Origin of the sequence: Streptomyces canarius, assembly GCF_014650735.1 — a bacterium.
Classification (GTDB): domain Bacteria; phylum Actinomycetota; class Actinomycetes; order Streptomycetales; family Streptomycetaceae; genus Streptomyces; species Streptomyces olivaceoviridis.
This window is the reverse complement of record NZ_BMVN01000005.1, coordinates 305,161-319,278: the sequence shown is the minus strand read 5'-3', so window position 1 is coordinate 319,278 and position 14,118 is coordinate 305,161. Positions and strand designations below refer to the sequence as shown.

8 protein-coding genes and 1 pseudogene are annotated in these 14,118 nt (G+C 71.0%); 2 read left to right on the top strand and 7 right to left on the bottom strand.

Annotation, left to right across the window (positions count from 1 at the left end; translation table 11 throughout):
• Positions 1 to 22: 22 nt before the first annotated feature.
• Complete coding sequence (locus IE294_RS10420) at positions 23 to 1,663, bottom strand: ATP-binding SpoIIE family protein phosphatase (RefSeq protein WP_189884535.1); 1,641 nt, start codon at positions 1,661 to 1,663, stop codon at positions 23 to 25.
• A complete protein-coding gene (locus IE294_RS10415) occupies positions 1,660 to 2,676 on the bottom strand; it encodes a PP2C family protein-serine/threonine phosphatase (protein WP_189884706.1) in 1,017 nt (338 codons plus the stop codon). Before IE294_RS10415 ends, IE294_RS10420 begins: the two co-directional genes overlap by 4 nt.
• Positions 2,677 to 3,205: 529 nt before the next feature.
• On the opposite strand from IE294_RS10415, the pseudogene IE294_RS47455 reads away from it, so the two are divergent.
• Positions 3,206 to 4,387, top strand: a pseudogene (locus IE294_RS47455) (PAS domain-containing protein); the annotation flags it as partial.
• Positions 4,388 to 4,514: 127 nt separating this feature from the next.
• A complete protein-coding gene (locus tag IE294_RS10405; protein ID WP_306433406.1) occupies positions 4,515 to 5,090 on the top strand; it encodes a PP2C family protein-serine/threonine phosphatase in 576 nt (191 codons plus the stop codon).
• Between the two features lie 6 nt (positions 5,091 to 5,096).
• Here the strand turns inward: IE294_RS10405 and IE294_RS10400 are convergent, their stop codons facing one another.
• The 5 genes from IE294_RS10400 to IE294_RS10380 all read right to left on the bottom strand — a co-directional run bounded on the left by IE294_RS10400 (position 5,097) and on the right by IE294_RS10380 (position 14,067).
• The gene (locus tag IE294_RS10400; RefSeq protein ID WP_189884531.1) at positions 5,097 to 8,075 is read right to left on the bottom strand and encodes a glycoside hydrolase family 2 TIM barrel-domain containing protein; all 2,979 of its coding nucleotides are present in this window, start codon (positions 8,073 to 8,075) and stop codon (positions 5,097 to 5,099) included.
• Positions 8,076 to 8,149: 74 nt separating this feature from the next.
• Positions 8,150 to 10,885 carry a glycoside hydrolase family 38 N-terminal domain-containing protein gene (locus IE294_RS10395; RefSeq protein ID WP_189884529.1) on the bottom strand — a complete coding sequence of 912 codons (2,736 nt, stop codon included), beginning with the start codon at positions 10,883 to 10,885 and terminating at the stop codon, positions 8,150 to 8,152.
• Between the two features lie 38 nt (positions 10,886 to 10,923).
• Positions 10,924 to 11,730, bottom strand: a complete 807-nt coding sequence (locus IE294_RS10390; protein WP_229917117.1) for a carbohydrate ABC transporter permease — start codon at positions 11,728 to 11,730, stop codon at positions 10,924 to 10,926.
• A 47-nt stretch (positions 11,731 to 11,777) separates the two neighbouring features.
• On the bottom strand, positions 11,778 to 12,725 hold the full coding sequence (locus IE294_RS10385) for a carbohydrate ABC transporter permease (RefSeq protein WP_189884525.1): 948 nt from the start codon (positions 12,723 to 12,725) through the stop codon (positions 11,778 to 11,780).
• A gap of 7 nt (positions 12,726 to 12,732) precedes the next feature.
• Positions 12,733 to 14,067, bottom strand: a complete 1,335-nt coding sequence (locus IE294_RS10380) for a type 2 periplasmic-binding domain-containing protein (RefSeq protein WP_229917103.1) — start codon at positions 14,065 to 14,067, stop codon at positions 12,733 to 12,735.
• Positions 14,068 to 14,118: the final 51 nt, after the last annotated feature.

Here is a 14,118-nt window from a genome sequence, read left to right as displayed (position 1 = left end):
CGGTGTCAGCCGGACGGCCTCCTCAGGAGGGGGCGTGCGCCGGCGTGGTGTGACCGTCGGCAGGGGCGTCGTCCGCCGTTCCGAGCGTTCCGAGGTGTTGTTCCGCCCACACGGTCTTGCCGTCGACATGGTGGCGGGTGCCCCAGCTCCGGGTGAGCTGGGCGACGATGAAGAGTCCGCGTCCGCTCTCGTCGAAGGTGCGGGCCCACCGCAGATGCGGGGAGGTGCTGCTGTTGTCGGAGACTTCGCAGATCAGCCCTGTGCCCTGGAGGATCAGGCGCAACCGCACGGGAGGTCCGGCATAGCGCACGGCGTTGGTGACGAGTTCGCTGACGATGAGTTCCGTGGTGGCGACGGCCTCCTCAAGGCCCCACGCGGCCAGCTTCGCCGCGACGTGCTTGCGGGCCTCGGAGGCGGAAGCGAGGCCGGCCGTGAGCTCCCAGGTGGCGACGTTGCCGCTGCCGAGCCTGCGGGTGCGGGCGGCGAGCACGCCGGCGTGGGCGTGACGCCCACCGGACAGCAGCGTGTCGAGGGCGGCCTGGCAGATGGCGCCGAGGCTGGGCTGGGCTCCGAGGTCCGCCACGGGCAGCGCGGTCGCGCCGGCCTCGTCCGCCGGCCCGGAGGTCCCGGGGCTGTGTCCGCGCAGCACGAGCACACTGCCTTCGGGGAGACGGACCTCCGTGGCCTCCACGGGCGGCCGTGCGTGTCCGAGCGGCGGGCTGGTCGGCAACTCGACCGTGGTGACGACGCCGTCGGGCCTGATGACGGTCGGCGCCGGACACCCGGCGCCGGCGAGGGTGCAGCAGCCGGAGACGGGGTCGTACACCGCGTACAGGCACCTCACGGTGACCTCGGACGCGCCCGCGCGGTGCCGGCCCGCGTCGTCGGCGGGACGCAGTCGGGTGAGCACGTGCTCCAGGCGGGTGAGGAGTTCCTCCGGTTGCAGGTCGAGGTCGGCCAGCGTGCGGACCGCGGCGCGCAGTTCGGCGGCGATGGCGGGCGTGGCGGCCCCGTCCTCGACACACCCGGCGACGAGCGCGACGCGGGCACCCGGCAGCGGTATCGCGTCGAGCCAGTAGGCCTGCGCGCTCGCCGTGCCGTCGGCGGCGGTGCGGCGAGCGGCGAGGTCCACCGCCGCGGGCTGCGGCAGGAGGTCCAGCGGCAGATCGGTCACCGGGGGCCCAGGTGTGCCAGGGGGCACGCTGTCGGCGGACTCCGCAGGCCGCTCCGCGGGGGCCGGAGCCGAGCGTGGGGGACGCAGGCGCGCCTGGCAGACGACGAGGCTGAGAACGAGGGACAGCGCAGCGGCGGCGATCACGACCGTTCGGCCGCCTGACGAGACGCCGTGGATCGCGAAGCCGTAGACAGCCACACTGGCCACCAGCGTCGCCACCCCGATCGTGAGGGTGCCCCGAACGGGAAGCAACGCGGCGGCCACCAGGGGCGCCAGCACCGAGTAGGCGGACCAGCGGACCAGGCCCCCCGCCGACGCGCCCAGTTGGACCGCGCAGGCCGCGCACAGGTAGGCGGCGAGCAGCGAGCCCGGCTGCCACAGCAGGCGTCGTACGGTGGCCATCCTTGTCACGGTCCCTTCAGGGTCGGCCATGTGCCGGCGGGACACCAAGGGCGGGAGGTCGTCGTCGCTGGTCGTGTCGCTGGTCATGCGGTCGCCTCTGGTGCGGGTCCGGTGAGGGTCGCCGGGACGTGGCAGGAGCGGGCGGGGGAGTGTACGGCCACCATGGCGAGGTCGTCGTCAAGGTGCCGGCCCGCGTAACTCCTCAGGTCCTTGCCGATGTCCTGAAGGAGCCCGTGCGGACACTGCCACGCCCAGGCGGCCGCGCGTTCGAGGACGGGGTAGAAGCTCCCGGTCGCGTCGCGGGCCTCGATGAGCCCGTCGGTGTAGAGCAGCAAAGTGTCTCCTGGAGAGAACGCGAAGGTGGCGAGGGGGAATTCCTCCGCCGTGCTTCCGGCCAGGCCGAGCGGCGGAGCGGGTCGGGTCACACACAGGGCGGTCACGGGGCCGCGCCGGTTCACCAGAGGCGGGGGATGTCCGCAACTGACGATCCGGACGGTCTCCTCCCCGTCGGGAAGTTCGACCAGCAGAGCCGTGATGAAGCGCTCGGCGCTGTCGGACGCAAACTCGGCGATCTCGTCCAGGTGTCTGCGGACGCTGCGCTCCAGCGCAGCCGCCAACTCCGGGAGCGTCGTGTGCTGATGGGCCGCCTCGCGGAATGCGCCGAGCAGGGCGGAGGCGTCCTCCAGGGCCGGGAGGCCCTTGCCGCGGACGTCGCCTATGAGGATGCGGGTCGCGCGGCCGGTGCGGGCGGCGGCGTACAGGTCACCGCCCACCTGGGCGTGCGCGGTGGTCGCCCGGTACGCCGACGCGACACGCAAAGAGCCCAGTCTGCGGGGGAGGGGCCGCAGCAGGACCCGCTGGGTCGCCTCGGACACGGCCCGCACCTGCGTGAGTTCCCTCAGGTCGCGGTCGTGCAGGGCGCGAGCGGCGATCACCGAGGCGGAGACGGCCAGCAGGGCGCCGACGTGTACGGGCAGCAGGGGGGAACGCACCAGCCCGTCGTGCCAGTCGGCGAGGACGACAGCCGCACTGGCGGCCAGCGCCATGACGACCGTGTACCGGGTCTGCGCGACGGCCGCGGTGAAGGTGGGGGCGGCCACGAGGAGCGGTGAGAGGTGAACGGCCAGGGGGGCGAAGGACGCCGCGAGGGTGATCGCCGCGATCAGCAGGAGGGGGAGGGCCACCTGGGCTCGGGCACCGTCGGCAACGGGTCTGCCGGTGCCTGGGGGACCGGGCCGGAAGCGATGCCCCCACCGGTGTCGAAGTCTCCGCGACAGACGGCCCTCGTGGCCCTCCGTGGCCGGTGCCGAGACACCGCGGGAAGGAGATTTCATGGGAGGTCCTATGAGGGTTCGAACCTCATGAGCGTCGGGAATTCCCTGGCGGTCCTTACCGTATTCATGGCGCCTTCTTGCCATAATGTGAGAAATGGTTTCCGCTATGCGGACTCAAATGTGCGACATCCGAAGGCGTCAGTCAAGCGCGAGGTTCTGGCGGCGCTGTCTCGCGCAACGGCACCGCCGCCGCGCGCGTACCCCCCCGGCCTTCCCATGACAAGACTGTACGTATTTGGCACCGAGCGTGGCCGCGGCGCTGACGCTCGCGGGCGCGGCGTCCCTGGGCCTGAGCATGCGCCGACTGCCCGCCTGGGCGAGCCAGATCTCGGGCCTGTCCGTCCTCGGCCTGGGCCCGCTGCGCCTGTACGGGCTGGCCTACGACGCACCCGAGATGGAACGGGTCGGCGCCTACTTGGCCCTGCCCACCGCGCTGGCCCTGGTGCTGGTGGGCATCGCCGCATTCCTGGTCCGGCCGGACGAAGGTCTCGCCGGGCTGCTGATGAACGCGGGCATCATGAGCCCGCTGGGGCGCCGGCTGATCGCCACCAACCTGATCGTTCCGCTGCTGCTGGGCTGGGCCGTCCTGGCCGGTCCGGACGCCGGGCTGTACGGGGGACGGCTGGGTACGGCGCTGCTGGTGTGGGGGCACGTGACCGTCTTCACCGCGGTCGTCTTCGTCACCCTGCCCGTGGGCCGCCGAGTCGAACTGGCACACGCCCGGGCCGAATGGCGGGTGCGGCAGAACGAACCGCTCCAGGCATTCATGGTCCACACGCCCGCGACGGTGTTCATCAGGGACCTGGACGGCCGCTTCCTGGCGGTCAACTCCAGATTCGAGGAGAACACCTGCCTGTCGTACGAACACGTCCTGGGCCGGCGCGCCCAGGACGTCCTGCCGGTCGACCTGGCACGCCATGTGAGCTCCGACGACTTCGGCACGCCGGCGTGCACCCCCGTACAGCGACAGGAGCGTCTGCCGCTGCCGATAGGCCCCCGGGACGTCCTCACCACGATGTTCCCGCTCACCGATGCGCCCGACAGGCCCTACGCCGACTGCGGTGTGGTCATCGACGTCACCGAACGCGTCGCGGCCGAGCGCGAGGTCCAGCGGTCCCACCAGCGGTTCCGCGCGCTGCTGGAATCCGCACCCGACGCCACCCTGATCACGGACGGGGACGGCACCATCGTCATGGCCAACGCACAGGTGGAACGACTCGTCGGCCACAGGCCGGACGACCTCGTCGGCACCAGGGTCGCCGACCTGGTGCCCGCCGCGCGGCGCCGGCGGCACAGTGCACTGCTGGGCGCCTACCTGCGACGGCGCGATCCGCAGCCGATCGTCCTGGACCGGGACCTGTACGGGGCGCACGTCGACGGGGGTGAGTTCCCCGTCGAGGTCAGCGTCAGCACCCTCCAGGACGAAGAGGAAGCCGTGATGTTCATGGCCGTACGGGACATCACCGAGCGCCGGCAGATCGAAGCGGAACGAGCCGGACGGTACGAGCAGCAGCGACGCATCTCCTACACCCTGCAACACAGCCTCATGGGCGAGCCGCCCCGGCTGCCGCACCTGCCCAGCGCCCACCGTTACCGGAGACGTCATGGGCCGGGGCCTGGAGGCGGCGGCCGTCATGGGCCGGCTGCTCGCCGCCTCCCACGCCCTGGCCCGTACGGGCGTACCGCCCAGCCGGCTCATGACCAGCCTGGACGCGTTCGTCAGCGACCTGGCGGACCAGCTCGTCACCTGCGTCTACCTGGTGATCGACCAGGAAGCCCGCGAAGCCACCCTGTGCTCGGCCGGACACATGCCGGTCATCGCCCGGCCCCCTGACGGACCCGCCCACCGGCTCACGGCGCCGGTCGGGGTGCCGCTGGGCGTCAACGAGCTGTCCGGCGCCGCGGTGCCGTTCGAGGAGACGACCCAGCCGCTGCCCCCGGGCAGCACCGTCGCGCTCTACACCGACGGACTGGTCGAGAGGCCCGGCACCGACATCGAGGTGCAGATCGACGTCCTCGCCCACACCCTCGACGGCGTGTCGAGGGAGGACGCTCCCACGGATCCGGACACCCTGGACGCGACCGCGGCCCACCTGGTCGGCAGCCTCGTCCCGGACACGGCCACGCACGCCGACGACGTGACGCTGCTCCTGCTCGGCCTGCCCGAGCCACAGGGGTGACGCCGTTCAGCGGCTCGCCGAGAGGCGCAGTCTGATCGTGCGGGCCTCAGGACGAAGCGCGAACCCAGGCCGCACGTCCGGTCCGCAGGACCGCGAACCGAGTCCGTGCTGCGCCGCGTCGATGATCAGGTGGCTCGTCGTCGACTCGGGGAGCTCGAACGGGTGCCTGGCCCGGGCGGTCTCCTGGGGGGTGTGGCGGCTGAGGGTGAAGCCCGGACGACGTCCGGACCTGTCCGGCACCGCCTCGACGCGCAGCACCTCGGTACCGCCGCTCAGCAGTGTCAACCGCCGGAGTCCCGAGCGGTGACCGGTCTCCTGGGGCCGCGCGTAGCCGGCCGAGAGGTCGTGGACACCCGCGGTGAAGCGACCCGTGCGCGCCGCACGCAGACTGTCGGGGTAGGACTCGAAGGGACCGAGACCGAACCAGTCGGCGCCGTCGACCGGAGCCGTGCCGTCGGGGAAGCCGAAGCGGATACCGATCCGTGGCCACACCGTCCGCCAGCCTCTCGACGGCTCGATCTCCACGAGCAGTTCCAGCCCGTCGTCGACGAGGGACCAGACGGACTCCACCGTCACCGACGAGGCGGAGCCCGCCGCGGCGACCTTGTCGATCGTGCGCAGGGACCGCGCGGCCCGCTCCACGCTCACGCGTCGCGTCGTCAGCCGGTCCAGGCCGTCGCGGCGCCACAGAGCGGCGTTGGACACTCCGGGGATGGCGGCGTCGCTGTCCTCGACGCGGTCGGACGCGCTCTCGTCGTTGTCGGTCGGTGCCCGGAACAGTTCCAGCCGTGGGCCCGTCACGGCGCGGCCGGCGAGTCGTACGAGGGATCCGTCGACGAACTCGGCGATCCCCAGCGTCAGGGTTCCGTCTCCCGGCCGCCAGTCGGTCCGGGGCCGGGCCGACGGAACGGTACGGGGTGCCGAGGTGTCCCGTTGGGCCGTCGCGATCACGTGCCCCTCGGGAGCCCAGGCCGTTCCGGCCGCCAGCACCGCGTCGACCGTGAACCATGTCTCGGCGTCCGGCGACACCCGGACCGGTGGCAGCGGCACCCGCTCCGAGCCGCCCGGTGCGACGACGGGTACCTCCAGGTCGCCGCTGTCCACGGGCACCCCGTCGTGCTCGACCCGCCAGCGGAAACGGAGGTCGCGGGTGTCGGCGGAGTGCCGCAGGTTCGTGATCGTGACGCCGCCGTCGCCGAAGTCGAAGCGGATCGGCTGCACGACCGCCTTGAACTCGTGGAGGCCGGGCGTCGGCACGTCGTCGCTCAGCAGCATGCCGTCCATCACGAAGTTGCCGTCGTGCACCACCTCTCCGAAGTCGCCGCCGTAGGCGAAGTACGGTGTCCCGTCCGGGGCGCTGGTCAGGATGCCGTGGTCACGCCACTCCCAGACGAAACCGCCGTGCACGCGCGGGTAGGCGTGCACCAGTGCCTCGTACTCGTCGAGTCCTCCCGGCCCGTTGCCCATCGCGTGCGCGTACTCGCACAGCAGGAACGGCTTGGCGCGCTGGCGGGCACTCTGTGCCGGAGTGCAGTGCGCCAGCGGTGAGCGGGCCCCGTCGGCGCCGATCTGCTCGATCTCCGGCACCGACGCGTACATGCGGGAGTAGACGTCGGTGTACTCGCCGGTGTGGTCGCCTTCGTAGTGCACGGGGCGTTCGGTGTCGCGGGCGTGGACCCACGCCGACATGGCGGCGAGGTTGCTTCCCGTCCCCGCTTCGTTGCCGAGCGACCACATCACGATGCTGGGATGGTTCTTGTCCCGTTCGACGGTCCGCTCGACGCGGTCGAGGAGTGCCTCGCGCCACGCCGGGTCGTCGGAGGGATTGCCGGCCCAGCCGGCGTCCTCGAAGCCGTGCGTCTCCAGATCGCATTCGAGGACGACCCAGAACCCGAGTTCGTCGGCCAGGTCGAGCAGCCGCGGGTGCGGCGGGTAGTGGCTGGTGCGGATGGCGTTCACGTTGAACCGCTTCATGCGGGCCAGGTCCGCCCGCGCGTGCTCCTCGTCGAAGACGCGCCCGCGCTCGGGATGGGCCTCATGGCGGTTCATCCCGTGGAACACGACGCGGCGGCCGTTGACCAGGAACCGGTCGCCTCTGATGTCGACCGTGCGGAACCCCACACGCAGGGCGATGCTCTCGGCGGCCGTCGAGACGGTGGCGTCGTAGAGGCGGGGCTGTTCGGCGGACCAGGGCGCCACGCCGGCGACGCCGAGGGGGGCCACGTCGGCGGGCGTCGCCCAGACCTGCTCGACGCCGAGTTCGGGGATGCGCAGGGTGACCGGGAACGACGCGGCCTCGGCCGTGACCTCGGGGTCGATGCGTCCGCGTCCGTCGTCGAATCCGGTGCGCAACCAGACGTCCTCGATGCCTCCGGCGGGCCGGGCGATCACGGTGACGTCCCGGAAGATGCCCGGCAGCCACCACTGGTCCTGGTCCTCCAGGTAGCTGGCCGCCGACCACTGGTGCACCCGTACCGCGACGACGTTGTCGCCCGGGCGCACCGCTGAGGTGACGTCGAACTCGTGGGCGAGCCGGCTGCCACTGGCGCTGCCGATCTCCACGCCGTTCACCCACACCCTGAAGAGCGACTCGACCCCGTCGAACCGCAGCACGACGCGCTCGGCGTCCGACCAGTCGGCGGGCAGGTCGAAGTGCCGTCGGTAGTCGCCGGTGGGGTTCTCGTCCGGCACGTGGGGCGGGTCGAGCGGGAAGGGGTACCGGATGTTGGTGTAGTGCGGCCGGCCGTAGGCTCCGTCGCCCTGGAGCACCCAGTGGGAGGGGACCGGAATGCTGTCCCAGCCGCGGTCGTCGAAACCCTCGGCCGCGAAGTCCTCGGACTCCGACGCCGTGGGCGACAGCCGGAACCGCCATGGACCGTTCAGTGACTGGGAGGGAGCGTCGGAGTGCAGCCACGACCGCGCGGGACGCAATGCCCCACGGCCGGGTGCGAGGTCCGTGACATGGGAGGGAAGCCTGGGGGACACGAGGTCACCACTCTCTCTCGGATGCGGGTGTGCGAGGGCGCGAGCGGGCGCGGTCGAGCGGCCGGGGCGACCGGTCAGCGCACCCTCAGGGTGCGGATCTCCCACGGGGCGAGGTCGAGGTGGAGCCCGTCCCGCACCGGGGTCCCGGACAGGGGCCTGCCCAGCAGGTCGACCGTGGTGGCTTGTGTGAACGGGCCGGTGACGCGGACGTGCGACCCGGTGTCGCTCATCGACGTCAGCCGGATCTCGGTACCGGCGCCGTGATCGGCGTCGGTGACCCGGCGAACGGCCGAGACGAGGACGTTCGTGCCGTCGACCCGGATGCCGGTCGCGTCCGGGGGCAGGTGGCCCCCGGCGGGGGCGGTCCCACGGGTGACGAGTACCTCGTTGCGGAACTCCTCGGCGCGCGCGACCGCCTCCGCACCCTCCCAGCCGTCCGCCGAGGGCAGCACCGCGAAACGGTTCTCGATGCGCATGCCCAGGTCCTGCGCACCCGGTGCGGGGATCTCGCTCGCCGCGGGCTCGTCACGCAGGGGATGGATGTTGACACTGATCGAGCCGATCGCGCGCAGCAGGGTGAGGGCGAGTTCGGAGCCGCCGTCGACGAGTTCGTACTCACTGGAGTGCGCGAGCAGGACGTGGGCGGCGCCGGCCGACACGAAGGAACTCGCCGGGAAGGTCGGGATCGGGTACTCGCCCCAGCCGCCCTCGGCACTCAGTCCGCGCTCGGTGACGGCGAACTGCCCGGCCGAGGCCGACGTGTCCACGGGCTCGGGCAGCGGTACGTGGAAGCGCAGCCGGTGGTCGGCGGACTGGTTGAGGAACGCGGTGGAGACACGGACGAACGGCTCCCCGGCGCGCACTTCCACCAGTGTCTCGACCGGCGTCGGCACGGTCCGGCCGCTGCGCAGATCGCGGTCGGAGGAGAGCTCCGCGGGCCACTCGTAGACGCGGGTGACGCGCACTCTCGCACGCAGCGGGCCGCTTTCGAGGAGTTCGACACCGATCTCCGTAGGCTCCGACACGAGCACGTCACGGGCCGGAGGAGCGTAGTTGTAGCTGTCGCCGCGGTCACCGCCGTCGACGAGCCGGCCGACCCCGCTCAGCACGGTGCCGTCGGCTCCGGTCACCTTCAGGGTGCCGTCTTCGGCGACTTCGACCTCGACCAGCCCGTTCGCCAGTGTGCGGCCCGTCGCCGTGGCCGTCGCCGGAGCGGGTGTCGCCGCGGGGGCGGCAGGCCGGTCGCTCGGCGCGACCCGGAAGCTCGCCAGCCCGCCGGCGGGGACGCGCACGGGCACCAGCGCGGTGGCGCGGGCCTCCTCCAGCGTCAGCACCCGCCACTCACCCGGATGCGCGGCAGCGGCGGCGGCGACGTCCCGGCGCAGGATGAGCAGGTCGAACGGTCCGCTGGTCGGGACCTCGGCGAGGTGGAAGACGAGTGAGCCCGGGGTGAGTTCGTAGCGGTCGATCAGCCGGCCGAAGAGTTCCCGGCGATGGATCCGGCGCAGCACGCGTTCGAGCTGCGAGGCGTCCACGCGCTCGTCGCTGAGCACGGTCGGGGCCTCGGAGATCAGTTGCACGGGCTGTTCGCGGCCGTCCGCGGTGGTGGCGACCAGTGTGGTCCCCCCGGGCGGGGCCGCGACCTCCACCTCGACCAGCGCCTCGCGGGGGAACGGCAGCGGATTGGCGACCAGATGACCGTCGCTCGGCACCCCGGCGGCGGGCTCGGCGAGAGCCGTGTCCCGGACGGCGCGCGCGATCTGCGCGGCTTCGGCGAGCCGTGCTTCGACCTGGGTACAGGTCTCGTCGGTGCCGGAGCCGACCACCGAGTCGTGGGCCGTCGACTCGATGATCTTGTGCCAGGCGAGCGAGAGGAACGGCGAGTCGTCCCGCCCGGACCACAATGCGTTCACCCGCTCGGCATGGTCGACGGTGCGCTCGGCCACCGCCATCCGCTGCTTGAGCCCGAGCCGGACGGACAGCACGCCCGGCAGGATGTTGCCGCGCACATGACTGCGCAGCTCACCGGTGACGACGGTGACCGGCTCGTCGCGCACGTGCCGGCGGACGTACTCGTCGAGTGTGGCGATGGTGATGGCGCGGTCCGGGCCGGCCGCGCGCCGCAGCCAGGCCGCGAGCCGCGGGTCGGGCGCGGAGTGATCGGTGCCGGCCATCGCCAGCACCGGGTCGCCGCCCCACCGCTGGGCCGTCATCTCCGCGTACTCGCCGAGCGCGCGGCCGATCCGGTCGGGTACCAGCAGGAGGTCCAGGCCGTTGTCGTAGCCGTCGAAGAGGAACTCCGTGCGTACTTCGGAGCCGTCGGGAGCGCGCCAGCGGAACGCGTGACCCTCGACGGCACCGGGCACACCACGCCACAGGGCCGCGTGCTCGATCCCGGCACGGGCCAGGATCTGCGGCATCTGCGCGATGTGGCCGAACATGTCCGGCAGATAGCCGATGGGCATCGCCCCGCCCAGGCCCTCCGCGACCGCCCACCCGAGCTGGAGGTTGCGGACGATGGTCTCGCCGGAGCAGAGGAACTCGTCGAGCAGGATCAGCCACGGCCCGATGGCGAGCCGGCCCTCGCCGACCAGGGCCGCGAGACGATCGCGGTTCTCCGGGCGCATCTCCAGGTAGTCCTCGATCGCGGCCATCTGACCGTCGACGGTGAACCGGAAGTCCGGGTCCGCCTCGGCCGTCTCCAGCACGGTGTCGAGGGCGGTGACGAGCCGGTGCCGGAACACCTGGAAGGGCTCGTACCACTCGCGGTCCCAGTGGAAGTGGGGCACGAACACAGCCGCTTTGGACATGGCGACAGACACCTTCTGTGCGTGGGGTGGGGCGGACGTCATTTGAGGGACCCGGCGGCGAGCCCGGTGCGCCAGAACCGCTGGAGGAGTACGAACACGATGATCACGGGCACGATCGACACCAGCGAGCCGGTGATCACGGACTGCTGGAGCAGGGGCGCGCGGGCGGTCTGGCCGTTCCACTCGTACAGGCCGAGCGTGATCGGGAACAGGGACTCCTTCTGGAGCATCACCATCGGCAGGAAGAAGTTGTTCCAGATCGCCACGAACTGGAACAGGAAGATGGTCACCAGGGCCGGCGTCATCAGCCGGAACGCCACCGAGAAGAACGTGCGGAACTCACCCGCGCCGTCCAGCCGCGCGGACTCGATCAGCTCCTGCGGGACGGACGCGTTCGCGAAGACACGCGCGAGGTAGACGCCGAACGGGCTGACGATGCTGGGCAGGAAGACCGCGAAGTAGGTGTTGACGAGCCCCGTCGCCGAGAACAGCAGGAACAGCGGCAGGGCGAGCGCGGTGGTGGGTACGAGGACGCCGCCGAGGACGACGGAGAACAGCACCTCCCGGCCGCGGAACCGGAACTTGGCGAGGGCGTAGCCGCACAGCGCGGAGATCAGGGTGCCCACGGCCGCGCCCAGCACCGCGTAGACGACGGTGTTGAGAGCCCAGCGGCCGAAGACGCCGTCGCTGCGGGTGAACAGGACGCGGAGGTTCTCGAACAGGTTGAAGTGCGAGAACACCAGCCCGTTGGTGGCGGCCAGGTCGCCCTGCGGCTTCGTCGCGGCGACGACGAGGAAGTAGACGGGCAGCAGGAAGTAGACGGCCAGGAGGAGCATCAGGGCCATGACGGCCGTACGGCTGACGCGGCTCTCACGGATCACGGAGGGGTTGCTCACAGTCCGGCCCTCTTCGAGGTCAGTCGCATGAACCCGAAGCTCAACACGAAGGTGATGACCGCGATGACCACGGAAATGGCCGCGGCCTGCTGGTAGTTGTTCCCGGAGGCCACCGTGTACGCGAGCATGTTCGGTGTGAAGGTGCTGGAGATGTTCGAGGAGATCTGGCGCAGCACGGCCGGTTCGGCGTACAGCTGGAGCGTGCCGATGATCGAGAACACCGAGGTCAGGACGATCGACGGAGCGATGATCGGGACCTTGACCCGCCACGCGATCGTCCAGTTGCTCGCGCCGTCGATCTTCGCGGCCTCGTAGAGCTCCTGCGGGATCGACTGCAACGCCGAGTACATGATCAGCATGTTGTAGCCGGTCCACAGCCAGGTGGAGACGTTGGCGGTCGACCACAGCACGGCACCCGGCCCGAGGAAGTCCGGCTTGAGGCCGATGCCGTTCAGCAGGTCGACGACGGGGCTGAGTTGGGGCGAGTACAGGTACGACCACATGATCGCGGCGATGACTCCGGGCACGGCGTACGGCATGAACGCGGTGATGCGGAAGAACGCCTTGAGCTTCAGCAGCGGAGTGTCCAGCAGCAGCGCGATGACCAGAGCGACGAACAGCATGACCGGCACCTGCACGACGCCGAACAGCCCGATGCGGCCGATGCTGGACCAGAACTCGGTGTTCCGCAGTACCTGCGCGTACTGCTCGAAACCACCGAAGGCCGTGTACGAGGTCCCGTACTGCCCGCCGGTGCGGCGCACCACCCGCAGGCTCTGCCAGAGCGCGTAGCCGACGGGCACCAGGTAGAACAGCAGGAACGGCAGGAAGAAGGGTGTCAGGAACGCGGCGACGGTGCCCGCCCGGGGTCCGCCGCCGCGAAGACGGCGGCGGACGCGGGTCGGCGCCACGACGGGTGTCGCGCGGGCTGCGGTGTCGGTCATGCCGCGGTCACTTGCCCGCCGTGACCGGGATCGCCTGGTCCTTCATCGATGTCAGCGCGGCGTGCTGGGCAGCCGAGAGCGCGTCGGTGAGCGTGCCGTCGCCGGCCGCCGCCTTGGCCATCGCGTCCTGCAACGCCAGGTTCACCGTCTTCTGCGTGGGGCCCCAGGCGAAGCTGGTGTCGATCTTCTTGGACGAGTCGGCGAAGACGTCGAAGATCTTCTCGTTGCCGTAGTACGCAACGCCCTTCTCCAGCGAGGGGAGTCGGAGACCGGCATTGGCGGCGGGGTACAGGCCGCCCAGCTTGTTCTCCATGGCGAGCGCCTCCGGATCGGTGTTCAGCCAGGTGTTGAACTCCACCGATTCGTACAGGTGCTTGCTGCCCTTCATGAACGCGACGGTCGACCCGCCCCAGTCGCCGGACGCGCCGTGCGTCCCCCAGGTCGGCATCGGGACGACCGACCACTTGCCGGCCTGCTTGGGCAGGTTGTCGCGGAACATGCTGTAGCCCCAGGCGGCACCGACGTAGCTGGCGATCCGGTCCTTCTGGTACGCGGCGTACATCTGCGTGGAACCGTTGGCGAGGTCGGTGCGCACGAGCTTGCCGGAGATCAGCTCCTGCCAGTACGCCGCGACCTGCCTGCTCCGCTCCGAGTCGACGGTGACCTGCCACTTGTCGTCGGAGTAGCCGTACATCTTCGCGTCGTTCTGCCAGAGGAGCCCGTTGAACCACTCGGCGTTGTTCGGGTCGAAGAACGTGATGGCGAGGCCGGGATCCGCCTTGTGCAGCTTCTGTGCCGCGGACGCGTACTCGTCCCAGGTCGTGGGGATCGCGACGTGGTACTTCTCGAAGAGGTCGCGGCGCACGAACAGGGCCATCGGGCCGGTGTCCTGCGGCATGGCGAACACACCGGTGCCGCCGAAGCTGGTCTGGGACCAGGTCCAGGGGACGAACTTCGACTTGGCCGCGGTGGCCGCCTTGCAGGCCGAGGCGTCCACGAAGGCGTTCTGGGTGCGCAGGTTGGGCAGTTCGTCGTAGCCGACCTGCGCCAGATCAGGCGCCTTCCCCGCCTTCAGGGCGTTTCCTATGGTGCCGTACTGGTCGTTGGAGATGTTCTTCGTCTCGACCTGGATGTCCGGATGCCGCTGGTTCCACAGGTCCACCACCTTGTCCATGCCCGGAACGGTGTTCCAGTACTGGAGGGTGACTTTGCCCTTGGAAGGCGTGCAGGACGCCGCCGATGCCTCGCCCGACGGCGCGGGCGAGGAGCATGCGGCGAGTACGGCGACACCGGCTGCCGCGGCGACGGTGGCGAGGCGGGTGCGCATGACTGTGCTGCTCATGTTTTCCGTTCCCGAGAACGACCGGCGACTGGTGCCGGCCGGGTCGACGTT

Coding starts and splice junctions, on each gene's coding strand:
- IE294_RS10390 (WP_229917117.1), bottom strand. CDS start 11,730: ATGGCCCTGATGCTCCTCCTGGCCGTCTACTTCCTGCTGCCCGTCTAC.
- IE294_RS10405 (WP_306433406.1), top strand. CDS start 4,515: ATGGGCCGGGGCCTGGAGGCGGCGGCCGTCATGGGCCGGCTGCTCGCC.
- IE294_RS10420 (WP_189884535.1), bottom strand. CDS start 1,663: ATGACCAGCGACACGACCAGCGACGACGACCTCCCGCCCTTGGTGTCC.
- IE294_RS10385 (WP_189884525.1), bottom strand. CDS start 12,725: ATGACCGACACCGCAGCCCGCGCGACACCCGTCGTGGCGCCGACCCGC.
- IE294_RS10380 (WP_229917103.1), bottom strand. CDS start 14,067: ATGAGCAGCACAGTCATGCGCACCCGCCTCGCCACCGTCGCCGCGGCA.
- IE294_RS10395 (WP_189884529.1), bottom strand. CDS start 10,885: ATGTCCAAAGCGGCTGTGTTCGTGCCCCACTTCCACTGGGACCGCGAG.